Below are 25,000 nucleotides of genomic sequence, written 5' to 3'. Positions count from 1 at the left end.
CATGAGCGATATCAAAAAAGTCGTCCTCGCCTACTCCGGCGGCCTCGATACCTCAGTCATTCTGAAATGGCTGCAGGATAACTACCAGTGTGAAGTGGTGACCTTTACCGCTGACCTCGGTCAGGGTGAAGAGCTGGAACCGGCACGTGCCAAGGCACTGAAATTCGGCATCAAACCGGAAAATATTTTCATTGATGATGTGCGCGAAGAATTCGTCCGCGATTTCGTATTCCCGATGTTCCGTGCGAATACGGTGTACGAAGGTGAATACCTGCTGGGCACATCGATTGCCCGTCCGCTGATCGCAAAACGCCTGATCGATATCGCAAAACAAACCGGCGCGGATGCGATCTCCCATGGCGCAACCGGTAAAGGGAATGATCAGGTGCGTTTCGAGCTGGGTGCGTACGCGCTGATGCCGGGCGTCAAAATCATCGCCCCATGGCGTGAATGGGATCTGCTGTCCCGTGAAAAACTGCTGAAATACGCGGAAGATGCCGGTATCGATATCGATATGAAACACCGTAACGGCGGTGCGCCTTATTCGATGGATGCCAACCTGCTGCATATCAGTTTCGAAGGCCGCCATCTGGAAAACCCGAGCGCAGAAGCAGAAGAATCCATGTGGCGCTGGACAGTCAGCCCGGAGCAGGCACCGGACGCAGCAGAATATCTGGATATCGAATTCGAACGCGGCGATATCGTGGCTCTGAACGGTGTGCGTATGTCTCCGGCAACTGTACTGACTGAACTGAACAAGCTGGGTGGCAAACACGGCATCGGCCGTCTGGATCTGGTGGAAAACCGTTACGTCGGCATGAAATCCCGTGGTTGCTACGAAACCCCTGGCGGCACAATTATGCTGCGCGCCCACCGTGCAATCGAATCGATCACACTCGATCGCGAAGTGGCGCATCTGAAAGATGATCTGATGCCACGTTACGCCAGCCTGATTTATAACGGTTACTGGTGGTCTCCTGAGCGTATTGCGCTGCAAACACTGATCGACCATACGCAACAAAGCGTGAATGGCTGGGTACGCGTGAAGCTGTACAAAGGCAACGTGATCACTGTTGCGCGTGATTCCAAAACCGATTCTCTGTTTGATCAGACGATCGCGACTTTTGATGAAGACGGTGGCGCTTACAATCAGGCAGATGCCGGTGGCTTTATCAAACTGAACGCCCTGCGTATGCGTATTGCTGCCAATGCGCGCGCGAAACGCGGTCAGTAATTAACGGATGGATTAACCTATCCCGGCCCGCTCCTGTGAGCGGGCTTTTTTTTGACAGGAGCAGCAATGACAACGCAGTTCGATCAGGTCAGCGTCATCACCAAGGCCAATGTGTACTTTGATGGCAAATGTATTTCCCATACTGTTTTATTTGCCGATGGCAGCCGTAAGACGCTGGGTGTGATTTTCCCGTCCAGCCTGACGTTCAGCACAGGTGCAGCAGAACGCATGGAGCTGAATGCAGGTACCTGCCGCGTACGTCTGGAAGGCGAAACGGAATGGAAAACCTATACAGGCGGTCAGTCTTTCGACGTACCGGCAAATGCAAAATTTGATATCGAAACACTGGAATTACTGGATTACGTCTGCCACTTTTTGTGATTTTCGTGATTGCAGCGATTAGATATCACCAAGAAAAAAGGCTTTCCGTGATCAGGAAAGCCTTTTTTACTGCGACGGCAAAACCGTTTATGCACGTGTCGTTTTACGGAAATCTTTAGGACGGAATCCCATCAATCCCAGCGCTGCGAAGTAAATACCCGCCGACGCCACCATCAGCATCACCATCAGGCCCAGCCGTAACACCGGCATGGATTTCAGCTCCAGCCACGGAATCTGATCCGAAATATACGATGCGGTTGCCGCCAGCAACATCAGCGCAGCGATCAGTTTCAATAAAAACAGGAACCAGCCCGGACGTGGTTTGTAAATACCACGCTTACGCAAACCAGTGTACAGCAAAGTAGCATTCATACAGGCGCCTAAACCCACCGACAATGCCAGCCCTGCATGGGCAAACATCGGTACGAAAATCAGGTTCAGTAACTGGGTAGTGATCAGCACCGAGACAGCAATTTTGACCGGTGTACGGACATTCTGCTGCGCATAAAAGCCCGGAGCGAGGATTTTCACGACAATCAGCCCCAGCAAACCAATGCCGTAGGAAACCAGCGCATTCGATGTCATGTGCACAGCATGTGCGTCAAATTTTCCGTGGTGGAATAAAGTGGCGGTCAGTGCTTCAGGAATGATAGCCAGCGCCACTGCTGCGGGCATTGCCAACAAAAAGGTCAGTCGCAGCCCCCAGTCCAGCAAATCAGAATATTCTTTCGTATCGCCGGCCGAATTTGCTTTCGACAAACCCGGCAACAAGATCGTACCGAGTGCCACACCCAGCATCGCAGTTGGAAATTCCATCAGGCGGTCTGCACTGGCAAGCCAGCTGGTACTGCCTGCCACCATTTCTGAAGCCAGGCGGGTGTTAATCAGGATACTGATTTGCGAAGCAGACACGGCCAGAATGGCCGGTGCCATGTTACGCAGAATACGACGCACGCCTTCATCCTGCCACGCCGCCTGCATACCAAAACCAATGCGCGGCAGCATGCCGATTTTCGCCAGTGCCGGAATCTGTATCGACAATTGCAGCAGACCGCCGACAAACACCGCAATCGCCAGCGCATAGATAGGTTGTTCCATATGCGGTGCCAGCCACAGCGATGCGGCAATCGAACACAGGTTATACAGTACCGGCGTGAATGCAGGCACTTTAAATTCGCGCCAGGTATTCAGAATGCCGCCAGCCAGTGCCACCATCGACATAAAGCCGATATACGGGAACATGATCCGGGTCATCACTATCGTCGCGTGGTAGTCGTCCGGCCGCGACATAAAACCCTTCGCCGCGAAATAGGTAATCACCGGCGCGCCCAGCACACCGAGCAGACAGGTAACTACCAGCGCCCAGGTCAGCAAGGTAGCGACGTGATCCACCAGTTCACGGGTACGCTCCTCACCACTCTGGGTTTTATATTCCGCCAGAATCGGTACAAAGGCCTGTGAGAATGCCCCCTCAGCAAACAGGCGGCGCAACAGGTTAGGAATACGGAACGCAGTGTTAAACGCATCGGTCATGCCATTGGCACCGAACTGCGTGGAAATCAGGACATCGCGCGCCAGCCCGGTGATGCGGGACAGCATGGTCATGCCACTGATAGAAACAAGGGTTTTAAGTAAGTTCATGGGGCGGCATTATACCTGTGCAGTGCACAAACTTCCCTTTTCAGACTGTTTTGGTACACTGCCGGACAACCTGACAGACTTCTCATTGCTGCCCCGGAGCTATTTTATGCTGAGCGTTTCCCGTTCGCGCCGCCTGTTGTGCGGCATCTTGCTGACCCTGAGCACTCACCTGAGTGCAGTTGCTGCAGATACCGCAGCACTTGAAAAGGCCACTGATCAGCTGGCGCAAAGCGGCTTTCAGGGAGCGGTGGTTGCTGCGCGCGGAGATCAGATTTTTCTGCAGAAAAGTATCGGGAACTTCGGAGCACTGAATAAAACCTTCCGCTTTGCCTCTGTCACGAAAATGATGACAGCCATTCTGATCATGCAGGAAGTTGATGCGGGCAAATTAAAACTGGATGACGCTTTGGAAAAGTACTGGCCGGACTACCCGAATGCAGATGCGCGCAAAACAACAATACGCCAGTTACTGATGCATTATTCCGGCTTATACAATGAAAACGCGATTCCGGACTTTCACATGAAAGCAGCAAACCGTGGCGACAACATGCAGGAATTTGCAACCGGTGTTTGCGCACAGGCGGTTCAGGCTGCCCCCGGTGCACGTTTTGATTACAACAACTGCGATTACATGGTGTTAGGCGCGTTGCTGGAAAAACTGAACCGTCAGAGTTTTCAGCAACTGCTGCAAAAACGCGTGTTTCAACCCGCCGGAATGAAACAGGCTGGTCTTTATACCGCCGCGATGCAGGACAATCCATCCCATGTGCACGGAATTCTGAATGGCCAGCCGGAACCTGAAGTGAATTTAGCCAGTTACGGCGCGGCAGGTTCTTCATTCGGCACACTGCCGGATTTAATCGCCATGAACCGCGCATTCATTCAGGGCAAACTGATAAGTGCTGCAGCACGCGCCGAAATGACTAAGCCGAATGCGACCGGCGGTGCGCTCGGTGTCTGGGTTTATCCTTTCAGCGGTGCGGATCCAGCAAAACCGGTTGTTATTACCGAACGTCAGGGCTGGATCGCGGGATTACGTATTCTGAATCTGGTGGATACCAACAGTGGCAACATCCTGATACTGGTCAGTACCAATGGCGATCTGGATATGACGCAAACCTGGGCCAATCAGGGCCCTGCTGCACCATTGCTCACGGCCTTACTGAAAACCCGCTGAATGCCCCTGCACACCCTGAATCAGACTGACATCAATCTGATGTGTGTCTTTCAGGGTTTGCAGCACGATATTCGAACGGATATCCAGAACGCCTTCCGTTTTATATAAGCGTTCCAGCACAAAGTGTGAATAATGCTTCAGATTGCGGGCTCTTACCCGTAGCAGATAATTTGCATCACCGGTAATGATGTAAGAGCCAACCACCTCAGGCCATGCTTGCAAAGCACGTGAAAAATTTTCGTGCCATTTCTCCACATCGCGGCGCATAGTAACCTGCACAAAGGCATCCACCTCCAGCCCCAGTTGCTCCGGATTCAGAACCGCACAATACTGATGAATAACCCCGGCATCTTCCAGCATACGAACACGGCGCAGGCAGCTGGACGGCGATAAATGGACTTTATCAGCCAGTTCCTGATTGCTGATACGCCCTTCGGTTTGCAGAATCTGCAGAATTTTGAAATCAGTCTGATCGAGTTGCATAGGCAGTTCTGAGAATATTTTCTAAAAAATTCAAATTTCCTGCAAATATTCTACATTCCTATCGAATAAATCACCAAAATTACTTGCCTGAGCCCTGCAATTTGCAAGCACCTGTCAGCCATCCGCGCATACAATTTCCGGCAACAAAATTTCAAACGGAGACAGGATATGCAGTTATGGGATATTACGCCGCCGGTCGCCCCCGGCATTCCGGTCTGGCCGGGTGACAGCGCCTATTCCGCAGAGACAACATGGCAAATCGCGGATGGCTGTCCGGTAAAGGTCAGCAAGATCACCATGTCCACCCATACCGGTGCGCATTGCGATGCACCGTCGCACTACGACAAAGACGGCCTTGCCATTGATCAGGTCGATTTGCAAACCTACCTCGGCCCTTGCCGTGTGATTCATGCCATTGGCTGCGATCAGGTCCGGCCGGAGCATGTGCTGCCCTTTCTGCAGGATTTGCCGCAGCGTGTTTTATTCCGTACCTACCAGACTGCGCCGCAGATGCAATGGGATTCCGCCTTTGCCAGCGTGGCGCCGGAAACGATTGATTTGCTGGCAGCACACGGCGTCAGACTGATCGGCATCGATACGCCATCATTTGATCCGGAAACCTCAAAAACTCTGGACGCGCATCACCGCATGCGCCATCACGGTCTTGCGATTCTGGAAGGCATCGTGCTCGATGCGGTCAGTGCAGGAGATTACGAACTGATTTGCCTGCCTCTGCGTCTGCAGGGGCTGGATGCCAGCCCGGTACGTGCGGTGCTGCGCCGCGAATAACTTTCATTCAAAACGGAGACAGTCATGACCATACAAAGCCGAGAACAGTGCGAACAACTCGATCGCGATGATGCACTCGCTGCGCTGAAGCAGGAATTCGCTTTGCCGGCAGGTGTGATTTACCTCGATGGTAACTCGCTCGGTGCACGCCCGAAAGCCGCTGCCAGCCGTGCCGCAGAAGTGGTACAGCAGGAATGGGGAACCGATCTGATTACCAGCTGGAACAAAGCCGGCTGGTTTGATTTGCCGGTCAGACTCGGCAAAATGCTTGCGCCGCTGATTGGTGCAGGCGCAGATGAAGTGGTGGTGACAGACACGACATCCGCAAACCTGTTTAAGGCACTGGCTGCGGCACTGCAAATGCAGGAAGCATCTCCACAGCGTAAAGTCATCATCACCGAACGCAGCAATTTCCCAACCGACATCTACATGGCGGAAGGCCTGACCGGCTGGCTGCAGCGCGGCTACCGTATCCATCTGATCGACAGTCCCGAAGAATTAAGCACTGCCGTGAATGCGGAGACTGCCGTCGTGATGCTGACCCATGTGAATTACCGCACCGGTTACCTGCATGACATGCAGGCAGTAACGGCGCTGGCACATCAGCACGGCGCACTGATGCTGTGGGATCTGGCACATTCGGCCGGTGCAGTTCCGGTGGATCTGAACGCGGCAGGCGCAGACTTTGCAGTTGGCTGCACCTACAAATATCTGAACGGCGGCCCCGGCTCACCGGCATTTATCTGGGTTCCGGAACGTCATCAGGCCAGATTCCGGCATCCTCTGTCCGGCTGGTGGGGTCATGCGAAGCCATTTGCCATGAGCCCGCATTTTGAACACCAGCCAACCATCCGTGCAGCCTTATGCGGAACACAACCGATTGTCTCGCTGGCGCTGGTTGAGTGTGGTCTGGAAATATTTGCAAAAACCGATATGCAGGCACTGCGACAGAAATCGCTGGCACTAACCGACTTATACATTGCACTGGTGGAAGAACGTTGTGCAGGATTCGGTATTGAGCTGGTCACGCCGCGTGACCATGCACAGCGCGGCAGCCAGGTCAGTCTGCGCCATCCACATGCCTATGCTCTGATTCAGGCACTGATAGCCCGCGGTGTGATCGGCGATTACCGTGAACCGGGCATTTTACGGTTTGGCTTCACCCCCCTGTATGTCGGCTTTACCGACGTCTGGGATGCCGTTGAGCATTTACGTGACCTGCTCGCGACCCGCTCATATGACCCTGATCTGAAACGCAATGCAGTGACCTGACGGTTCACAGCCCCAACAAACAACTGGATACTTCAATATGAGTCATCAACAAAATCAAAGCGGCGAAGGCCGTTGCCCGATGTCCTGGCATGGCGCAAAAATGGATTTTTCTGAAGCCATGAGTTACGGCGATTATCTGGGACTGGATCAGGTACTCAGCGCCCAGCACCCGCTGTCACCGGATCACAATGAAATGCTGTTTATCGTTCAGCATCAGACCAGCGAGCTGTGGATCAAACTGATGCTGCATGAATTGCATGCTGTACGTCTTCAGATGCAGGCGAATGACTTGCCTCCGGCCTTCAAAATGCTGTCCCGCGTTGCGCGCATTATGGATCAGCTGGTACATGCATGGGATGTACTGGCCACCATGACACCAAGCGAATACAGCGCGATTCGCCCGTATCTGGGCGCGTCTTCCGGTTTTCAGTCACACCAGTATCGTGAGCTCGAATACTTACTGGGAAATAAAAACGCGAACCTGCTGGCAGTCCATGAATGCAAACCGGAAATCCATACGCGCCTGAAAGCTGCGATGGATACACCATCCATTTACGATGAAGCCATCCGTCAGCTGGCTGCAGCAGGATTTCAGATTGATGCGGAATGCCTGCAGCGTGACTGGTCACAAACCCGCAGCATGAATGAATCCGTCAAAGCAGCCTGGCTGGAAGTCTACCGCGCACCGGAAAAATACTGGTCTTTGTATGATCTGGCTGAAAAGCTGGTGGATATGGAAACTTCTTTCCGCATGTGGCGTTTCCGGCATGTCAGTACCGTTGAACGGATTATCGGTTTCAAAACCGGTACCGGCGGCACAGCGGGTGTTTCTTATCTGAAAAAAATGCTGGATGTGGTGTTGTTTCCTGAGTTATACGCCTTACGTACCGAACTCTGATACGGCGTCAGTTGCGGATTGCACAGAGATTGAGGCAGATCGATATCTGCCTCTTTTGCATTGCAACATCCGGAACCATCATGGCGTATCATGCTGTGCGGGGCATTTGCACCCGCACCGTTCAGGAGTTTATGTATGAAACCCGCTGTTCCTGTCACCTCCCCGGCCTCCACCAGACTTCCCTCCGATGCAGCCACACCAACCAGACCAGTTGCCCTGACACCCGTGCTGTCCATGGCGATGGCCATACGTGCCGAATACGGCAGTTGCGTCGCCATCGAATACCTGCAGGCGCATGGTCTGAATCAGTCAGAGATCCTGACTTTCTTTACCGATACCCGCGTCGCTCACTAAAGCAAGCCTCGCAGGATTTCAGATAAAAGACAGCTGAAACCGCCGCACTCCCTGCGGCGCAATCGATTGCGCGTTAGAATACGTTTTTCAGTGTTTTTGCTTGAAAATTTCCGCACAGACACTAAAATCCGCAGCTTTCCCGGACAGACGCCACAAGCCTCTCTGTCTTTTTTCCTTTCAGGAGTGTCCAGATGTCTACCCACACTGTCACCCGCACCCCGGCATCCGCCGATGCTGTTTTGTCGGAAATGAGCATTACCGGCAATACCACCAGTGACAATCACCCGCTGACGCAACCGGTGATCAGCACCAGTTGTGCGATTGAATATACCCCGGGCAAAGCCGGCGGATTTGCCTTTACCGAACGCGTTGTGCTGCACTCCAGCAAACGCCGCTACCGCAAGTAATCCTCTGCAGGAAGCACACATTGTTCAGGCATAATCATTCTTTTTTGCACTGTACGGAGGAATGATGCTGCCTGTCGATGTTGCCATCAGCTTTCTTGGCATCGCCATTTTGCTGGGATACAGTCCCGGCCCGGATAATGTTTTTGTCCTCATGCAGTCTGCCATGCAGGGAAGACGCGCCGGTATGCTGGTTGTGCTTGGTTTGTGTACCGGACTGATAGTCCACACCACGGCAATTGCTTTCGGGCTGGCTGCCGTATTTGCGGCGTCCGCGACAGCGTTCACAGTGCTGAAACTGGTCGGTGCTACCTACCTGCTTTACATGGCCTACGGGGCATTTAATGCGCCGGCTGACACTGCCGACAAACCGGAAGGTGAACGCCTCGCCGCTGGCAGCCTGTATCTGCGCGGCATTGTGATGAATCTGACGAATCCGAAAGTTGTTTTATTTTTTCTGGCGTTTCTGCCGCAGTTTGTTTCTGCCGAACGCGGGCCGCTTGCTCCGCAATTCTTTCAGCTGGGCGCCCTGTTCATTCTGGCAACGCTGATTGCTTTCGGCAGCATCGCGTGGTTTGCCGCGACGGCAGGCCAGTTTCTGCGCAAATCCGCACGTGCACAAATCGCGCTGAACAGAATTGCTGCAACGGTATTCGCCGGTCTGGCCCTTAAACTGGCGATGGCGCAACGCTGACGCGGTATCATCCACGGTTTCAACAAAAAAGGATGCTGCATGCATCCTTTTTTGTTGTATCGAATCGCTTTTGAAAAGACCAAATTACCACCTGAACCACCAGGTCACACAGTTGTTTGCGCTTTAAAGAATCCGGCAATGCGGCGGCGGAAAAAGACCAGCACACCTGCCAGACCAGCCATCGCCGCATTAAACCAGAGTATCGTATCGCCGCCATGGTCCACAAAAGGGCGGGTCGAAGATGGCATCGCGGCGGCTTCCAGTCCACGGTCATACACAGCCCCCACGACCTGACCGGCATTGTTGATCGCATTGGTCAGATACAGACTTTTTCCGCTCGGATGCACCAGCATTTTGTTATCGCGCCAGACAAAAGCCAGACGGATATGCTCCAGATCGACGATGCCGACCACATGACCCTCGTCGTTAATACCGGTTGCCACGCTGTCACCATAACCAATCAGCGCACCCAGATCCTTCATGGTTTTGCCGTCATACACAAATGCATGCTTGCTGCGATCCGGCATTTCCGACATACCCGCCACCACGCCATGTTTGTTGATGGCATTCGCAGAACTGTAACGTCCGCCCAGCGTACCCAGATCCTGCATGCCTTTTTGCGGATCATACAAAAACGCATGCCGGTAACCTCCGGAAGTCACCGAAGTACCCGCCACCTGCCCGGTATCATTCATTGCCACGGCATAACTGATATTGCCACCCAGCGTACCGAGATCACGCATCCCCTGCCCCGGCCGGTAAAGAAATGCATGCCAGCTGCCATCCGCCAGATCTGAAAATCCGACCGCTTCGCCGGCATTATTCAGTGCCAGACCGTGGCTGCTGCGGCCACCAAGCGTACCCAGCATGGTCGGGTTTTGTGACTGATGGAAAATCACTGCCTGCCAGCTGTTATCGCGCTGCACCGAACCGATCACCTCGCCAAAACGGTTGATCCGGTTAGCTTCACTGGCAATTTCACCACCGGTTTCCAGCAGGCTGACTTTGCCGCGCTCAAAGAAAGCTGCATGCGGCGTGCCGTCTTTATCTCGCACGATCAGCGCCACCTGTCCGGCATTATTCATATCATTGGCAACGGACTCACCATATTTATCGCGGCTGACGCCAAGGCTGAAACGACTGGCATACACATCCTGCGACAGGCTCAGGGTAGTTAATATAACAACGGCTGCAAAGCGACGCATGTGGCTCCCTCCGGTTGAATATCAGGAGGCGACTATAACTGTTTTTTATAATCGAAAACGCAAGCTAGTAAAAATACAACGATATCCGGCCAACAAGCTAACGCTCACCAGACAACGGCAACAGACAGTAAGGGGAAAACGGAGGAGAAAGAGGAATTGAAACCGAAAAACACTGGTCCCGCCGACAGGAATCGAACCTGTATCTTACGCTTAGGAGGCATACGTTCTATCCATTGAACTACGGCGAGACGCGGTGTCTGTGCGCGGCGGCACAGCAAGCGCGGTATCTTACCTGACATGCTGCTAACAATCAATTCAGCCACCGCCGGTTTTACCCTTCGCACTGCGGGCTTGACGTACAATAGCGCGTTTTGTGTGCGGCGCCGCTGCACCGCTCTGTTTCTGACTCGGAATCCCTTATGGCAGTTATTTCTCTGACCAATGCCCAGCTGGCATTCGGCCACGTCGCATTGCTGGATCATGCTGAATTTTCTCTGGAGGCCGGTGAGCGTGTCGGTCTGATCGGCCGTAACGGCACCGGTAAATCTTCCTTACTGAAAATCATCGCGAAAACTTCGCGCATGGATGATGGCCTGCTGGTGATGCAGCAAGGCATACGCATTGCCTATGTTGAGCAGGAGCCGCAGTTCGCGCCGGAAATCTCGGTATTTGACGCAGTTGCCAGCGGTCTTGGTGAATGGCAGCAATTACTGCAGGAATATGAAAGCCTGACAGCTCAGTTCGGTGGCGACGATGATGCGGCAGTAATGGATAAGATGCACGACATTCAGCTGAAACTGGATGCGGCCGATGCCTGGAATTTGCCGAACAAAGTGGAAACCGTGCTGGCGAAGCTGAATCTGGATAAATCGGTAACGGTCGGCAGCTTATCCGGTGGTACTCGTAAGCGGGTGGCGCTGGCAGCGGCACTGGTCAGCGGGCCGGACGTGTTGCTGCTCGATGAACCGACTAACCATCTGGATTTCTCTTCGATTCAGTGGCTGGAAGGCTTGCTGCGCGAATTCCGTGGTTCGATTCTGTTTATCACGCATGACCGCAGTTTTCTGGACAATGTCGCTACCCGCATCGTGGAGCTGGACCGTGGCCGCCTGTTGTCTTTCCCCGGCAATTTCGCCGCCTATCAGACACGTAAAGCAGAATTGCTGGATATCGAAGAAACTGAGAACGCAAAGTTCGATAAATTGCTGGCACAGGAAGAAGTCTGGATACGTAAAGGCGTGAAAGCACGCCGCTGCCGCGATGAAGGCCGCGTGCGCCGTCTGGAGCAAATGCGTCTGGAACGCAGTGCGCGCCGCGATCAGCAAGGGCAGGTCAAACTGGACATCACCACCGGCGAACGTTCCGGCAAGATTGTGGCGGAGCTGGAAGCGGTCAGCAAAATCTACGGTGATAAACGCGTGGTACAGCAATTCACCGGCACGCTGATGCGTGGCGATAAAGTTGGTCTGATCGGGCCGAATGGCGCGGGTAAAACCACGCTGCTGAAACTGATTCTGGGCGAACTGGCACCGGACAGCGGTACGGTGAAACAAGGCGCACGTTTGCAGGTTGCGTATTTTGACCAGATGCGTGCGCAACTGAATGAAGAAATCAGTCTGGCTGAAACCATTTCTCCGGGCAGTGACTGGGTTGAAGTCAATGGGCAGCGCAAGCACGTGATGTCGTATCTGGGTGACTTCCTGTTTGCGCCGGAACGTGCGCGTTCTCCGGTTAAATCCCTGTCCGGTGGTGAGCGTAACCGTTTGCTGCTGGCACGTTTGTTCGCCAAGCCTGCGAATGTGCTGGTACTGGACGAACCGACCAATGATCTGGATATCGATACGCTGGAATTGCTGGAAGAATTGCTGACCGATTACGACGGTACGGTATTTCTGGTCAGCCATGACCGCACCTTCCTCGACAATGTGGTCACACAGGTGATTGCATCGGAAGGCGACGGTCTGTGGCGTGAATATGTCGGCGGTTATACCGACTGGGAACGTTACCAGCGCACGCTGGCGCAGCAACAGACTGAAAAAGCGGCAGCGCCAAAACAGGAAAAAGCAGCAGTAAAACCTGCGGAAGAGAACAAAGCTGCCGGTGCACGCAAGAAGCTGAGCTACAAAGAGCAGCGCGAGCTGGATGAATTACCGGCGCTGATTGCAAAACTGGAAGCGGAACAGGCTGACATTACGACGCAGTTAAATGACGCCGATCTGTATAAAAACGGCCCTGACCGCGCCAATCAGTTACACAGCCGCTATGCTGAACTGGATGAACAATTGCTGAACGCGCTGGAGCGCTGGGAAGCAATAGAGAGCAAACAAAACTAAGAGGAAAACCATGCGCAAAAGCACGCTGATACCGGGTTGTTTACTGATGATCGCATTTCCTGTTATGGCGCAGACCATGTACAAATGCGGCAACAGCTATCAGGATCATGCGTGTGCGCCGGGTCAGAAAGGGCAAATCATCAGTCAGGCAGAAGCACCGCCTGCACAGCCCAAACCAGCCGTTGATCCGGTCTGTGTGCGTCAGGGTGATGAAGCAAAACGCATTGCATGGATGCGGGAAGCCGGTGCGACGCTGGCCCGTGCAATGGAAGGTTCCGATTCTGAAGACCGCCGTCGTCTGGTCAGCGATGTGTACAGCCTGAAAGGCAATTCGCTGGAAATCAAACAGCAGATTGAAAAGCTGTGCATGGACAGAGTGGCTGAACGCAGTGGCGCGCGCCCTGCCCCGCCTGTTGCGGAAACCAAACCGGCAGCAGCATCTACGCCACAAACGGCAGCCCCTGCCGCCAAACCCGCCAGCGGCCCGCAACAAAAAGAATTGTGTGACAAACTGCGCACTGCGCTGTCCGGACTTGGTCAGCAGCAACAGGGACTGACCGGAGAAGCAAAACAGAACGCGCCGTACAAGCCGGAAGATGTAAATAAGCAGCTGGCTGAATTTGGCTGTACACGCTGACGCATCATCACGGCAGGTAGCAAACTGCGCTACCTGCTTCCGACTGCCTGAAAACGCTGAAAATCGCCTGAAATGCGGACTCCGGCACAGTTTTTTGTCGTTGTCCGCGAATTCCCTGGACTAGCGGGCATGCTTCAAATGGAAATCTGCACACCACTTGAGTAACTGACTGGCTGGCATCGGTTTCGCAAAGTAATACCCTTGCACCTGATCGCAACCCATTTTTCTGAGCATGTCCACGGTTTCCGCACGCTCGGCACCCTCCGCCACCACCGGCAAACCAAAGTTGTGCGCCAGATCGACAATACTTTTGACGATTTGCTCATCCTGTACCGAATCGGTCATGGAATCGACGAATACGCGGTCGATTTTTAATTCGTCGATCGGGAAGCGGCGCAGATAGGCCAGCGAGGAATAACCGGTACCAAAATCATCAATCGCCAGTGCAAAACCCAGACGCTTGAGCTCGGTCAGCACTTCCACGGTTTGCTCCAGATCGCGGATCAGCGCACTTTCCGTGATTTCCAGACCGATACTGCCGGACGCGGCAAACCAGACTTCCAGCTTATGCGCCAGTGTGCGCGGCAATTCCGGCTGGTTCAGCAAACGCGCCGACAGGTTGATCCAGATTTTCACATCCAGCCCCTGTGCCTGCCAGCCGGAGGATTCGCGCAAGACCGTGGTCAGTACCTGCAGGGTCAGCGCTTCCACCATACCGCAGCGCTCTACCGTCTCAATCAGTTCATTCACCGGTACAAATTGCGGATGATCCGACGGCCAGCGCACCAGCGCCTCCACTGCCACCACACGATGGGTATGGATATCGACTTTCGGCTGATACACCACATTCAGCGCATTCGCTTCGATCACTTCCGCCACCAGCTTGGGCAGGTTTTCCGGCAGCAGGCTGGTTTTAATATCCTGCTCGGCAAACGCATACCGCAAGTGCTCTGCCGATGCGCGCTTTTGTGCCTGATCGGCCATGCGTATCATGGTGGTGGACGTCAGACCTGTGACCGGCGTAACCGCCACACCAATGGCAGGACTGAAATGCACGCTGTGGCTGTCCAGCATCAGCGGCACATCCAGCGTGGTCAGAATACGGTGAATCGCCAGCAACACCAGCTCCGGCGCAGCCAGCCCGGGCAGCATCAGCCAGCATTCGTTATCGCTGGCAAACACGGCCACATCCTGATCGCGCAGACCGGGACGCAGACGCTCCCACAAGCGCTGGCGGATCACATCAGCATAGCTTGGAGAAATCAGGGAAATAATCCGGTCGCTGCGCTGTAAATGCAGCACCAGCAGCGCCAGCGTGCGGTCCGGTCTCGCATTATCGATTTCCTGCTGCAAACGCACCGCAAACTCAGCGCAGTGATGCAGACAACTTGCGTGGCTTTGTTCAGTATCCATTACGCTCTCGCCTGATAAAAACGACGACTGTCGATGCCATAAGCGCCATCAGGCAGACCACGCAGAATACGGATCGTTTCCTGTCCGGATGCCGGTTCCTGACGCATCAGATTCAGTACCGCCGGTTGTTCACGTTCTTTTTTATTTGCATCGGTCAGCACCAGAATTTTGGGCTCCAGACGGCGGACTTTGTTGTGCTCCAGCACAATCGCGGCTTCACCGGTGGATAATTCGATCAGACTGCCAACCGGGAAAATACCGATCGCCTGCACAAAATCTTCCACCAGCGGCTCATGCAACTGTGGCCCCGCTTCTTTGAACAATTCCTTCATCGCATCAAAGGCTGAACGGGTTGAGTCATACGAACGCTCGGACGTCATCGCCGCAAAGCTGTCAGCAATCGCCGCCATACGTCCGAAAATACTGATTTCAGCGCCTTTCAGTCCGGCGGGATAACCGCTGCCATCCATACGTTCGTGATGCTGACTGATGCCCAGATAGACATTGTGAGACAGCGGGCCGTTACTCTGCAGTTTGTTCAGACTGGCTTCGACGTGCGTACGCATCATGTCCATTTCATCCGGTTCCAGCTTGCCCGGTTTTTTCAGCACATCGTCCGGCAGATTCAGTTTGCCGACATCCAGCAGCAATCCGATCAACCCCAGTTCATTCAGCTGCGGACGGGCAAATCCCAGATAACGCCCCAGCACCATCAGATAGACGGCAACCTTGATACCGTGGTTATACGTTTCCACATCCTCGCTTTGCATGCGTACCAGCCACATCAGTGCAGACGGGTTAGCAATCACCGATTCCGACAGCAACTGTACAGCCGGCTGCACTTGCTCTACCGTCAGTTCACGCCCTGCACGCAAATCTTCATATAAGGTTTGCAAAAACGCAGTGGTGCGTTCAATGGCATGCGTAGCCCGTACCAGCTCTTCCTGCATCGGTGCACGGTCTCTGTAAATGACCAGATGCAAATTATCAGGGATGTAATCCGGATGGCGCTGGCGGCGCGGAAAATGTCGCCGCTGACGGGTATCGCTGACCGGTTTGGCGCGGTTCCATGACACCACCCAGTCCTGCACCTTTTCATACAAACTCAGTGGTGCATAAACCACATCACGCGGATACAGGGTGGCGATAAATTGTGAAAATGAAGCGTTCGACGGTGGCAGCAGACTGCTGCTGCTTTCCGCTTTGGTTTCATCTCGCTGCTCGGCAGCGTGTACTTCGTAACGCAGAAAATACGGCGCGGGCTGGCGCACCTGACCATTACCAGCCATGCGGCGTGCATCGCGAATCGCAGAACCCGGTACGCGCGGCGGTTCTGGCTTCAGCACTTGCTTCACCTTGTCCATTACCGAATTATGTCCGGGTGGTGCGGTATACACGACACGGACACCGGGAACCGTTTTTTCAAAATCCGGTGTGACATCTGCCACTTCTTCGTGGAAACTGTCCCACGGCAAATGCAGTAAAGAAGACTGGTCGCTGCGGCTGGGATCAATCGTGACATGGCTGACCATATTCTTCAGGGTTTGCAGATCCAGCAACTCTGTCAGCAAAAAACCCTGAATCAGAAAACTCGTCTCTTCCCACGGACGATCGAGCTCACTGACAAACATGCCAGTGCGCAAGTCATGAACGCTGATTACCAGACTCTGACGTAATTTTCTTTTTTCGCGCATTCCTAAACCAATCCGACATCGACATCACGTTACCGCTGTTCATTCTGAATATCTGTTGCCATGCACCACATTTCACTTTGGCACGCACAGTACGTATTACTTCGTATCAATGTAGCGCACGAAGCTTGCAATATGCATTCAATATATTAATCTGATGCATTGTGTTTTGTCTCTGCGACTGCACAAATCAGCTTGTCAGTTCAGGAATTTCTGAAGGCGGAAACGGCACAGCGCATCCATGTCTTATGGATACACATAAAAAAAAATTTTGCAAAATTTTCAGCAAAAGCGATGAGCGCCGTCAACGTTTAACGACGATAGCATCGACAGGCTTCAAGGATAGGTCTTAACTTACAAATTGAGAAGCAGTTTCACAAGCTTTGACAATCAGACAAATACCGGCTCAGGTTCCAGCAGCACGCCAAAGCGTTGCTGCACATCCTGCTGTATCGTTTGTGCCAGTGCACGAATGTTAGCACCGGTCGCGCCACCCAGATTCACCAGCACCAGCGCTTGTTTGTGATAAACACCGGCAGCGCCGAGCGCCTGCCCTTTCCAGCCACACTGATCAATCAGCCAGCCGGCGGCGAGTTTGAACTGTTCCCCTGCCGGATAGCTGACCAGCGCCGGAAATGCCTGTTGCAGTTCAGCATGCTGCGCTGCACTGACGACCGGATTTTTGAAGAAACTGCCTGCGTTACCAATCACAGCGGGATCAGGCAGTTTTTGCTGACGAATCTGCACGACACCATCGCTGATTTCCGTAGCGCTGAGAGTTGCCAGATCACGACCGGCAAAGTATTTCTGCAAATCAGCGTAAGCCAGTTTCGGTGTCCAGCGGCGTGGCAAACGTAAGGTAATACTCAGAATGGCGGCACGGTCTTTCCAAGCCTGTTTGAAAATACTGTCGCGGTAAGCAAAGCAGCATTCTTCCAGCGTAAAGCGCCGCAGCGCACGTGACGCAAAATCCCATGCCTCCAGATGACTGAACACATCTTTTAATTCGAGGCCGTAAGCGCCAATGTTCTGTACCGGCGCTGCACCGGCAGTACCCGGAATCAGCGACAGGTTTTCCAGCCCTCCCAGTCCCTGCGCCAGCGTCCAGCGCACCAGATCATGCCAGCGTTCGCCGGCCTGCGCGGTCACATACACATAGTCTGCATCTTCAGCACTGATCGCAATGCCCTTACCTGTCATTTTCAGTACCAGACGCGGAATCTGATCGGACAAGACCAGATTACTGCCGCCGCCCAGGATCAGGCGCGGCATGGCTGACCATTGCGGATCATCTGCCAGCGCTGCCAGTTGTGCAGCGTCGCTGATTTCCATGAAGGCATCGGCGACCGCAGCAATCCCGAAAGTATTGTCGGCACTTAAAGAAATATGACGTAAAACAGGTAAATTCGGCTTCATAAGGCGGGCATTATAGCGGCATCGCCCCGTGAGGGTTGCATGCTTTTGATAAAATGGCGGATATCAAATCAATGAACATGAAAAGGAAAAACTATGCCATCTTTTGATACCGTTTCCGAAGCGAACATGGAAGAAGTCAAAAACGCGGTCAATCAGGCGAACAAAGTCATCACTAACCGCTTCGATCTGAAAGGCACCAGCGCCAAACTGGAACTGAAAGATAAAGAACGCGAAATCATTATCTATGCTGACTCTGACTTCCATCTGGATCAGATCATGATCGAAATGACGCAAACCATGGGCAAACGCAATGTGGACGTGCGCTTTCTGGACAAAGGCAAAATCGAAAAAATCAGCGGTGACAAAGTCAAACAAACCATCACCGTAAAAAAAGGCATTGAGCAGGAAAACGCCAAGAAAATCGTCAAAATCATCAAAGACAGCAAGATGAAAGTACAGGCCAGCATTCAGGGCGACGCGGTACGTATTCAGGGTGCGAAACGTGATGATCTGCAGGCTGCAATGGCCTTGCTGCGTAAAGATATGAAAGATCTGCCGCTGGAATTTAATAACTTCCGCGACTGATTCTGTGCAGAACCTGCCGCCTGTAACCTGATGCACAGGCAAAAAAAGCGCTGTTTTCCCGAAAAGGAAACAGCGCTTTTTCATGGGCTTTTTACGCTGACCGGCGACAGACCTGTCCGTCTGCCCGTCGGAAGCTGAAAAACGGCATTTTTTGCCTCAAATGCGGTTTTCAGCACAGCGATCCGGCGGTCGTCGGCAGAAAGTCCGGGCCTTGCAAATCATCAGATGACGATATTTGCACAGCCAAGGATACATGACATCCTTATTCCGGTTGCGCCAGACGGCGCTGACGTACTGCCGCGGCCAGACCTTCCAGTACTTGCACGCTGGATTCCCAGTCGATACAACCATCGGTAACAGACTGGCCGTAAACCAGCTCTTTACCCGGCACCAGATCCTGACGACCTGCCACCAGATGCGATTCCACCATCACGCCCACGATACGGGTATCGCCGCCGGCGATCTGATTGCCAATGTCAGCGCACACCGGTACCTGATTCGCCGGTACTTTGGAACTGTTGGCGTGTGAGGCATCGATCATCAGACGCGCTGCAAGACCGGATTTGGCGATGTCCTGACATGCTGCTTCCACGCTGGCGGCATCGTAATTCGGCGTTTTACCACCGCGCAGAATGATGTGGCAGTCTTCATTGCCATTGGTGGACACAATCGCGGAATGGCCGCCTTTTGTCACCGATAAGAAATGATGCGGCTGCGACGAAGCTTTGATCGCATCGACCGCAATCTTGACGTTGCCGTCGGTACCGTTTTTGAACCCGACTGGGCAGGACAAACCGGAAGCCAGCTCGCGGTGTACCTGCGATTCGGTAGTACGCGCACCGATTGCACCCCAGCTAACCAGATCCGCGATGTATTGCGGGCTGATCACGTCCAGATATTCGGTACCGGCCGGCAATCCGAGTTCATTGATATTCACCAGCAATTCACGTGCGATACGCAAACCATCGTTGATGCGGAAGCTGTTATCCATGTAAGGATCATTGATCAGACCTTTCCAGCCCACTGTGGTACGCGGTTTTTCAAAGTACACACGCATCACGATTTCCAGCTCGCCGATGAAGCGCTGACGCTCCGCCGCCAGACGATGCGCATACTCCATCGCTGCTTTGGTGTCATGGATAGAGCAAGGGCCGATCACCACCATCAGACGGTCATCCTGACCGTGCAGAATGCGGTGCAGCGCCTGACGTGCCGAGGCGACAGTTTCCGACGCGGTATTCGAGCAGGCAAATTCACGAATCAGATGGGATGGCGGAACCAGCTCTTTCATTTCCCGGATGCGCAAGTCATCGGTGCGTTGCATAGTGTTCTCCTGAATGGAATCTGATAATTAAAAAAGATACTGAAACAATTTGAAGGCTAAAAAAAAACCGCCATCGCTGGCGGTTTTTCTGAATCTGGTTCGCTTTCTTTTCTGCAAGCACTTACCGTATTCCGACCGCCACTGGCTGGGAATAGCTAAAGTAAAAAAAGAAAAAGAAGCGGGAAAAAGTCATTTTTCATTCAATAAAGTTGGTGCCTGCATTTCTGCGGCAGTCGATTCAAACGATAGTGCATCAAATTTCAGCAAGATGCAAGGGGCTGCGTCAGGCTTTCTGCGTTATTTTTTCCAGAGAGGTGGCGGTTCCGGTGGAATATCCGCATCCGGATACGTATTGACCACAGGTTTTGCCTTGCTTTCCTTCAACTGAATCTGCGGTGCATTCCTTGCCACCCAGGTGCGCATGGATTGCAGATTTGCCTGAATATCGCCACGCGTCGGCGCGAGGCGGTAAGCACGTTCCAGCGTTTCCAGTGCTTTCTCATAATTACCCTGCGCCGCCAGTGCCACCGCCAGATTATTCAGCGCAGCCGGATCAAACGGATTGACTTTGGCAGCCTCGGTGAATTTGATGATGGCCGATGCGGCGTCCCCTTCTGACAAAGCGGTTTTTCCTTCGGACTGTAAATCACCTGCCAGCACCACACCGGAAAGGCTCAGGCAAACCGCTGCAAATAATGTCTTCATCTCAGTTCCCCTGTTGTGTGTAATTGCGTGGCACAACTGGCGGGAAAGCCGGTGCACTGCGGCGCGGTTCAAAGGTATAGCGCAGATAAATCATGCCGGCAGCATCAGTGAAATCACCGGAATTATCGACAGAGAATCGCCCACCCAGCGCAAAGTAAGGATTAAACAGATATTCCAGCGAACCCATCAGCTTATACTGCAAACCGGTATGGGTCTGCCCTTTGTAAGACGTTGCAATATTCAGCGTCGGATTCGCTGCAGCAAACTGCACCAGCTCCGCCTGATCGGCCGGAGAGAACGGATAAATCAGCGATGCATCTTCTTTAAAGTGCTGCACACCAACCGCACCACCGAACAGATACGACAATTTACCGCTGCGACCACTCCACTCCACCGGCACATTCAGCGCCAGATATGATTGCGGACTGAAATAACCGCCGTGACCATAGGTGAAATAACGCAGATTCTGACGATAAAACATTGCTGTCATACCGACACCGGCTGTCAGCATACTGTCCTTGGTTTTCAGCGCCTTCCAGTACACACCGCCACCGGCATCCACGCTGCTGTTACGCACCACATTTTTACCGGTCAGCGCATACGCACCGGCTCCACCGTAGACGCCACCTTCATCCGTGTCATAAGAAACATCAAAACGGCCGCCGTTTTTCGTCACGCCACCCCATTGCAGTTGATAAACGCTGTCTGATGCACCGGCGAACGACAAAATACTGTCGGTCACAGAGCGGCGCGACAGTTCGGCGCTGACACCGACACCGTCAAACTGACCGGACCATTTAATACCGCCAACCACATTGCGTACCGGGAATCCGGACGGGCTGCTGCCGAGATCCAGCTTAAATCCGTTCAGTTCATAACTGATCTGCAGCGCCGTTCCACGTGCTTCCTGCTGAATCGCAGCAACCGAGTTTAATCCCTGCGCTTTCGCTACGGTCGTGAACGGCGTACCGGCAAACTTTGCTCTTTCGTTCAGAATCAGATTCTTCCCGTACTGACCGGCAACATTGGTATCGTTCAGATCCAGTGTGCCGGAGTCCAGCACAACCGGAATAATCTTCAGCCCGAAGTTGCCCATGCCCAGCGTGGTCAGATGCCCCTCAATCGGTACTTCAGTTGTTTTCATTTGCGACAAACCGGATTGCCCGCTGCGGGCACGCAGCGACACCCCTGCCGTTATTTCAGAGCGGTTTAATTCGCTCAGCGAGTCGATTTCTTTTTGCAGCGCCAGTTCTTCCGGCGACACATCCGGCTGCTGACGGGATTTGGCAGACGCCGTCGTCACACGACGGGTTGTGTTCTGTGCCTGCACCGCTGTCGATGCCGCTTGTGCTGTTTGCGCACGTGGCGCGGACGGTACTGTGACCTGCGCCGGAGAGTCAGACTGCGCCAATGCGCCCGGCGCTTCAACAGAACGGTTCAGTGTTGGTGTCGGTACTTGTGTCAGCACCGGAGCAGGAGAAACTGCTGCTGTGGTCGCTGAGGCCGTCTGCACGGGTTTCAGAACAGGTTGTGCAGCCGACGCGACCGCAGATGCAGGCACGACAGCACTGTTTGGCTGCACGGGTTTCGGTGTCTGCGGAATCTGATGCTGCGGCCCCAGCTGTGGAACTTCGCGCAGCACAGGTCCCGGAACCACGGGTTTAATTACCGCAGCTTTTGCTTCTGCCTGCTTTTCGGCAAACGGATTGACTTTGAAGTTTGTGACAGCTGGTGCTGCAGCATCCACCAGACGAATCTGATCAGATTTTCCCGCCAGCGGGCGCTGTGCCTGCTCCATTGCCAGCGCTTTTTTGAAATAGCCCAGTGCCTTGCTGTTTTGTCCTTTGGCTCTGGCGACATTGCCGGCCAGCGCAACAAAACGCGGATTCTCCGGCTGCAATTTCATCAGTGTATCCAGATAGCGCTGTGCGCCATCCAGATCTTTCACCTGAATCGCTGCAAACACCAGTCCCTGCAGCACTTCCGGATTTTCCGGATCAGTTTCCATGACTTTCTGATACAGCTCACGGGCAGGATCAGTATCACCGGCCGAAGAATAAATACGTGCCAGCGTCAGTAACAGCAGATTATCTTCCGGCGATTCAATCAGCATGGGCTGGATATAGGTATATGCCGCTGCATAATCGCCTGCTTCGCGCGCACGTTCGGAATAACGCATTGCGAGCGCACGCTGCAATTGCCGGAACGACAGAACTTCATCCTCACTGAGTTTCGGCATCGCTGCGACTTTGCGCATTACCGCTTCCAGCTCCGCTTCCTGATTCATTTGCATCAGGACGCTGGCATATTGCAGCATCAGGCCGGCTTTCGGTTCCTTGGTATTTTGCACCAGCTGTTTGATCATACTGAAACCGCGTTCTTTATCGCCCAGTTTGATATACAGCGAAGCAATCGTACCGACAAATTCCGGATCATTTGCGGCCGCAGCATCCACCCTTGCCAGCAATTCCCGAACCTGATCGGTGTAACCACGTTTATTCATCGCGTCGAGACGATCCAGTTGCACTTTCAACCAGAGGCGCTTTTGCAAGGAGGTCATGGCCGCATTACGGGATTTTTCCGGAATACGCTCCAGCGTTATCATCCCCTCCCACCACAACGATTGCATCTCACTGAGCATCGCACTGACGTACAGTGCTTCCGGATCCGGTTTTTCCACATTCGTCAGCGCATCCAGCAATGCACGCGCCTGTCCCGGCATATTCTGTTTCTGATACAGCTTCGCCAGCCCCATTCGCAACCATGCATCTTCCGGCTTGACCAGAATTGCATCTTCCAGCGCTGACTGCGCTGTCGCCAGATCACCGGCCGCTTCTGCTTTCTTCGCTTTTTCCAGCAATTCTTCCGCTTTACTGTTGGCCAGAATGGCCAGCTGGCGCGGAATCATAAACGGGCTCAGGGCATCCAGATCCTGCACCCGCTTTTGCAGCGAATAAATGCCAACCAGACCGTCAATTGCGCGGGTATTAGTTTTATCGTCTGTAAAGACACGCTTATAGTTTTCTTCTGCACCGGCGAGATCATTCTCCGCCTTCAGCGCATCGGCCAGTTGCAAAATACCGGATGGTTCTTTTGGATTCAGTGCTACTGCTTTTTTCAGTAAGCCGATACCTTTCAGACTTTCACCATCTTCAAATGCATTCCGCGCTTCCTCAGTCAGCGCCCAGTAGTTTGCGCTGTCATAAGCCTGCTTCCAGTTCGATGCACCTTTTCCTGATGACATCGAAACAGCCTTGCTTAATAATTTCCTCGATTCTATGAACTCTTCCTGACGCATCTTGACCAGCCCCATGCCACCGTAACCGGACGGATCTTTCGGATGCGATTTCATCAGGGCGTCAAATTCTTTTTCAGCTGTTGCAAGATCGTTGTCATCTAATGCTTTGAAACCAGCTGCCTGCTGCTTAGCCACCAGATTTTCAACCGGCGGGCGCACCGCTTTTTCCCGGTGGCGGGATTCCCGGCTTTTCTCGTTCTGAGCTTCCTGCTGATGGTTTTTTAATGCGGTCAGCTTTTCCTGTATCGTTTTATCGTCAGGAAATTTATCCAGATAGCTCTGAAAATAGCGCATATTCGATGTTTGCAATCCCATCCAGCTCAGTGCCTGACGCCATGAATCTCTGGCTGCACGAGCGACATCCGGCTTCGATGTCAGTTGCTCCAACTGATGCAAACCTTCGGGTCTGGACTGATCGCGGTACGTCAGTGCCTGCGCATATGCCAGCGCATATCGGGTATTTCCGGGATTTTCTTTAGACAGCTTTTCCAGTCCTTTGCGCGCCTCAGGATAACCTGACAAGGTTCCTGCCAGTGTCTGAAAATATTCAAGTGCAGCGTCGCCGCGTAACCGCGATGGGTCACCGAGCGAACGGTAACTATCTACCGCAGCATCCGCATCACCTTGTTTCGCCAGTTTGCGCGCATCTTCCAGCTGACTCTTCGTTCCGCTTGCGCCACGGCGTATTGCTTCTTCCAACTGGCGTACCTGTGCAGCAGACGCCTTCACTTCTCTCAGCCTGCCAAGATATGCCTTCGCCTGTTCTGCGTTACCAAGCCGTGCCTCACGCGACCCGAGTGCAAGCATAGCATCCACATTCGCTGGATCAATCTTCAGCAGCTTTTGCCATGCATCTGCAGCATTGTCGTCACGTCCGCGCTGCTCCCAGAAATGGGCCTGATCCAGCAATTTCTGTTGCAATGCTGAATCACTCACGGCAAAAACCTGTGTTGTATATAACGATAAAAGTGCGAGCAACAAAGATTTATAACGGCGACTCATAGTTGTCCCCCCGAATGGGCGATGTGTTTCATGTTTAGCTATGATACTTGGTTTGCCTTGCGAC

At 53.3% G+C, this 25,000-nt stretch carries 21 protein-coding genes and 1 tRNA gene; 12 read left to right on the top strand and 10 right to left on the bottom strand.

Annotation, left to right across the window (positions count from 1 at the left end):
* The first annotated feature begins 1 nt into the window (after position 1).
* Together IE092_RS11860 and ppnP are read left to right on the top strand one after the other, a co-directional pair.
* The gene (locus IE092_RS11860; RefSeq protein WP_189357392.1) at positions 2 to 1,234 is read left to right on the top strand and encodes an argininosuccinate synthase; all 1,233 of its coding nucleotides are present in this window, start codon (positions 2 to 4) and stop codon (positions 1,232 to 1,234) included.
* A gap of 66 nt (positions 1,235 to 1,300) precedes the next feature.
* On the top strand, positions 1,301 to 1,615 hold the full coding sequence (gene ppnP / locus IE092_RS11855; protein WP_189357391.1) for a pyrimidine/purine nucleoside phosphorylase: 315 nt from the start codon (positions 1,301 to 1,303) through the stop codon (positions 1,613 to 1,615).
* 87 nt (positions 1,616 to 1,702) lie between these two features.
* Here ppnP and murJ read toward each other — a convergent pair whose 3' ends face one another.
* Positions 1,703 to 3,256 carry a murein biosynthesis integral membrane protein MurJ gene (murJ, locus tag IE092_RS11850; protein WP_189357390.1) on the bottom strand — a complete coding sequence of 518 codons (1,554 nt, stop codon included), beginning with the start codon at positions 3,254 to 3,256 and terminating at the stop codon, positions 1,703 to 1,705.
* A 106-nt stretch (positions 3,257 to 3,362) separates the two neighbouring features.
* Between murJ and IE092_RS11845 the strand changes: the two genes are divergently transcribed.
* Positions 3,363 to 4,433 carry a serine hydrolase domain-containing protein gene (locus IE092_RS11845; RefSeq protein WP_189357389.1) on the top strand — a complete coding sequence of 357 codons (1,071 nt, stop codon included), beginning with the start codon at positions 3,363 to 3,365 and terminating at the stop codon, positions 4,431 to 4,433.
* Here the strand turns inward: IE092_RS11845 and IE092_RS11840 are convergent.
* Positions 4,416 to 4,916, bottom strand: a complete 501-nt coding sequence (locus IE092_RS11840) for an Lrp/AsnC family transcriptional regulator (protein ID WP_189357388.1) — start codon at positions 4,914 to 4,916, stop codon at positions 4,416 to 4,418. The genes IE092_RS11845 and IE092_RS11840 overlap by 18 nt on opposite strands.
* A 69-nt stretch (positions 4,917 to 4,985) precedes the next feature.
* On the opposite strand from IE092_RS11840, the gene kynB reads away from it, so the two are divergent.
* The 6 genes from kynB to IE092_RS11810 all read left to right on the top strand — a co-directional run bounded on the left by kynB (position 4,986) and on the right by IE092_RS11810 (position 9,327).
* Positions 4,986 to 5,705, top strand: a complete 720-nt coding sequence (kynB, locus tag IE092_RS11835) for an arylformamidase (protein ID WP_373295331.1) — start codon at positions 4,986 to 4,988, stop codon at positions 5,703 to 5,705.
* Positions 5,706 to 5,729: 24 nt separating this feature from the next.
* Positions 5,730 to 6,977: a kynureninase gene (gene kynU, locus IE092_RS11830; RefSeq protein WP_189357386.1), complete on the top strand. Its 1,248-nt coding sequence runs from the start codon at positions 5,730 to 5,732 to the stop codon at positions 6,975 to 6,977.
* Between the two features lie 37 nt (positions 6,978 to 7,014).
* Positions 7,015 to 7,875: a tryptophan 2,3-dioxygenase gene (gene kynA, locus IE092_RS11825; protein WP_189357385.1), complete on the top strand. Its 861-nt coding sequence runs from the start codon at positions 7,015 to 7,017 to the stop codon at positions 7,873 to 7,875.
* 135 nt (positions 7,876 to 8,010) lie between these two features.
* Positions 8,011 to 8,229 (top strand): hypothetical protein, encoded by a 219-nt coding sequence (locus tag IE092_RS11820; protein WP_189357384.1) that lies wholly within the window; start codon positions 8,011 to 8,013, stop codon positions 8,227 to 8,229.
* 191 nt (positions 8,230 to 8,420) lie between these two features.
* Positions 8,421 to 8,636 carry a hypothetical protein gene (locus IE092_RS11815; protein WP_189357383.1) on the top strand — a complete coding sequence of 72 codons (216 nt, stop codon included), beginning with the start codon at positions 8,421 to 8,423 and terminating at the stop codon, positions 8,634 to 8,636.
* 64 nt (positions 8,637 to 8,700) lie between these two features.
* On the top strand, positions 8,701 to 9,327 hold the full coding sequence (locus tag IE092_RS11810) for a LysE family translocator (RefSeq protein ID WP_189357490.1): 627 nt from the start codon (positions 8,701 to 8,703) through the stop codon (positions 9,325 to 9,327).
* 104 nt (positions 9,328 to 9,431) lie between these two features.
* Here IE092_RS11810 and IE092_RS11805 read toward each other — a convergent pair whose 3' ends face one another.
* Positions 9,432 to 10,532 (bottom strand): HAF repeat-containing protein, encoded by a 1,101-nt coding sequence (locus IE092_RS11805; protein WP_189357382.1) that lies wholly within the window; start codon positions 10,530 to 10,532, stop codon positions 9,432 to 9,434.
* A 173-nt stretch (positions 10,533 to 10,705) separates the two neighbouring features.
* Positions 10,706 to 10,780: transfer RNA gene (locus IE092_RS11800), tRNA-Arg, on the bottom strand.
* Positions 10,781 to 10,951: 171 nt separating this feature from the next.
* Between IE092_RS11800 and IE092_RS11795 the strand changes: the two genes are divergently transcribed.
* Positions 10,952 to 12,865: an ATP-binding cassette domain-containing protein gene (locus tag IE092_RS11795; RefSeq protein ID WP_189357381.1), complete on the top strand. Its 1,914-nt coding sequence runs from the start codon at positions 10,952 to 10,954 to the stop codon at positions 12,863 to 12,865.
* Between the two features lie 10 nt (positions 12,866 to 12,875).
* A complete protein-coding gene (locus IE092_RS11790; protein WP_189357380.1) occupies positions 12,876 to 13,502 on the top strand; it encodes a DUF4124 domain-containing protein in 627 nt (208 codons plus the stop codon).
* A gap of 120 nt (positions 13,503 to 13,622) precedes the next feature.
* Here the strand turns inward: IE092_RS11790 and IE092_RS11785 are convergent, their stop codons facing one another.
* The 3 genes from IE092_RS11785 to murB form a co-directional block, all read right to left on the bottom strand.
* Positions 13,623 to 14,915: a putative bifunctional diguanylate cyclase/phosphodiesterase gene (locus IE092_RS11785; RefSeq protein ID WP_189357379.1), complete on the bottom strand. Its 1,293-nt coding sequence runs from the start codon at positions 14,913 to 14,915 to the stop codon at positions 13,623 to 13,625.
* Positions 14,915 to 16,609, bottom strand: coding sequence for an HD-GYP domain-containing protein (locus tag IE092_RS11780; RefSeq protein WP_189357378.1), 1,695 nt, complete (start codon positions 16,607 to 16,609; stop codon positions 14,915 to 14,917). Before IE092_RS11780 ends, IE092_RS11785 begins: the two co-directional genes overlap by 1 nt.
* 387 nt (positions 16,610 to 16,996) lie before the next feature.
* Positions 16,997 to 18,022: a UDP-N-acetylmuramate dehydrogenase gene (murB, locus tag IE092_RS11775; RefSeq protein WP_189357377.1), complete on the bottom strand. Its 1,026-nt coding sequence runs from the start codon at positions 18,020 to 18,022 to the stop codon at positions 16,997 to 16,999.
* Positions 18,023 to 18,115: 93 nt separating this feature from the next.
* Here murB and IE092_RS11770 point away from each other — a divergent pair, with 93 nt between their 5' ends.
* Positions 18,116 to 18,607, top strand: a complete 492-nt coding sequence (locus IE092_RS11770) for a YajQ family cyclic di-GMP-binding protein (protein WP_189357376.1) — start codon at positions 18,116 to 18,118, stop codon at positions 18,605 to 18,607.
* A gap of 262 nt (positions 18,608 to 18,869) precedes the next feature.
* Here the strand turns inward: IE092_RS11770 and aroG are convergent, their stop codons facing one another.
* From aroG to IE092_RS11755, 3 genes are all read right to left on the bottom strand, one after another.
* Positions 18,870 to 19,931 (bottom strand): 3-deoxy-7-phosphoheptulonate synthase AroG, encoded by a 1,062-nt coding sequence (gene aroG / locus IE092_RS11765; protein WP_189357375.1) that lies wholly within the window; start codon positions 19,929 to 19,931, stop codon positions 18,870 to 18,872.
* A gap of 297 nt (positions 19,932 to 20,228) precedes the next feature.
* Positions 20,229 to 20,636, bottom strand: coding sequence for a tetratricopeptide repeat protein (locus IE092_RS11760; RefSeq protein WP_189357374.1), 408 nt, complete (start codon positions 20,634 to 20,636; stop codon positions 20,229 to 20,231).
* A gap of 1 nt (position 20,637) precedes the next feature.
* Positions 20,638 to 24,870, bottom strand: coding sequence for a cellulose biosynthesis protein BcsC (locus tag IE092_RS11755; protein ID WP_189357373.1), 4,233 nt, complete (start codon positions 24,868 to 24,870; stop codon positions 20,638 to 20,640).
* Between the last annotated feature and the right edge of the window lie 130 nt (positions 24,871 to 25,000).

The sequence above is a fragment of the Cognatundibacterium squillarum genome (assembly GCF_014652435.1).
GTDB lineage: Bacteria > Pseudomonadota > Gammaproteobacteria > Burkholderiales > Burkholderiaceae_D > Undibacterium > Undibacterium squillarum.
Note: the sequence above shows the minus strand (reverse complement) of the source record. Positions and strands in the feature narration are given on the sequence as shown.

Excerpts from the sequence above, each read along its gene's own strand:
- IE092_RS11860 (WP_189357392.1), top strand. The coding sequence starts at position 2 with ATGAGCGATATCAAAAAAGTCGTCCTCGCCTACTCCGGCGGCCTCGAT.
- ppnP (WP_189357391.1), top strand. The coding sequence starts at position 1,301 with ATGACAACGCAGTTCGATCAGGTCAGCGTCATCACCAAGGCCAATGTG.
- murJ (WP_189357390.1), bottom strand. The coding sequence starts at position 3,256 with ATGAACTTACTTAAAACCCTTGTTTCTATCAGTGGCATGACCATGCTG.
- IE092_RS11845 (WP_189357389.1), top strand. The coding sequence starts at position 3,363 with ATGCTGAGCGTTTCCCGTTCGCGCCGCCTGTTGTGCGGCATCTTGCTG.
- IE092_RS11840 (WP_189357388.1), bottom strand. The coding sequence starts at position 4,916 with ATGCAACTCGATCAGACTGATTTCAAAATTCTGCAGATTCTGCAAACC.
- kynU (WP_189357386.1), top strand. The coding sequence starts at position 5,730 with ATGACCATACAAAGCCGAGAACAGTGCGAACAACTCGATCGCGATGAT.
- kynA (WP_189357385.1), top strand. The coding sequence starts at position 7,015 with ATGAGTCATCAACAAAATCAAAGCGGCGAAGGCCGTTGCCCGATGTCC.
- IE092_RS11820 (WP_189357384.1), top strand. The coding sequence starts at position 8,011 with ATGAAACCCGCTGTTCCTGTCACCTCCCCGGCCTCCACCAGACTTCCC.
- IE092_RS11815 (WP_189357383.1), top strand. The coding sequence starts at position 8,421 with ATGTCTACCCACACTGTCACCCGCACCCCGGCATCCGCCGATGCTGTT.
- IE092_RS11810 (WP_189357490.1), top strand. The coding sequence starts at position 8,701 with ATGCTGCCTGTCGATGTTGCCATCAGCTTTCTTGGCATCGCCATTTTG.
- IE092_RS11805 (WP_189357382.1), bottom strand. The coding sequence starts at position 10,532 with ATGCGTCGCTTTGCAGCCGTTGTTATATTAACTACCCTGAGCCTGTCG.
- IE092_RS11795 (WP_189357381.1), top strand. The coding sequence starts at position 10,952 with ATGGCAGTTATTTCTCTGACCAATGCCCAGCTGGCATTCGGCCACGTC.
- IE092_RS11790 (WP_189357380.1), top strand. The coding sequence starts at position 12,876 with ATGCGCAAAAGCACGCTGATACCGGGTTGTTTACTGATGATCGCATTT.
- IE092_RS11785 (WP_189357379.1), bottom strand. The coding sequence starts at position 14,915 with ATGGATACTGAACAAAGCCACGCAAGTTGTCTGCATCACTGCGCTGAG.
- IE092_RS11780 (WP_189357378.1), bottom strand. The coding sequence starts at position 16,609 with ATGCGCGAAAAAAGAAAATTACGTCAGAGTCTGGTAATCAGCGTTCAT.
- murB (WP_189357377.1), bottom strand. The coding sequence starts at position 18,022 with ATGAAGCCGAATTTACCTGTTTTACGTCATATTTCTTTAAGTGCCGAC.
- IE092_RS11770 (WP_189357376.1), top strand. The coding sequence starts at position 18,116 with ATGCCATCTTTTGATACCGTTTCCGAAGCGAACATGGAAGAAGTCAAA.
- aroG (WP_189357375.1), bottom strand. The coding sequence starts at position 19,931 with ATGCAACGCACCGATGACTTGCGCATCCGGGAAATGAAAGAGCTGGTT.
- IE092_RS11760 (WP_189357374.1), bottom strand. The coding sequence starts at position 20,636 with ATGAAGACATTATTTGCAGCGGTTTGCCTGAGCCTTTCCGGTGTGGTG.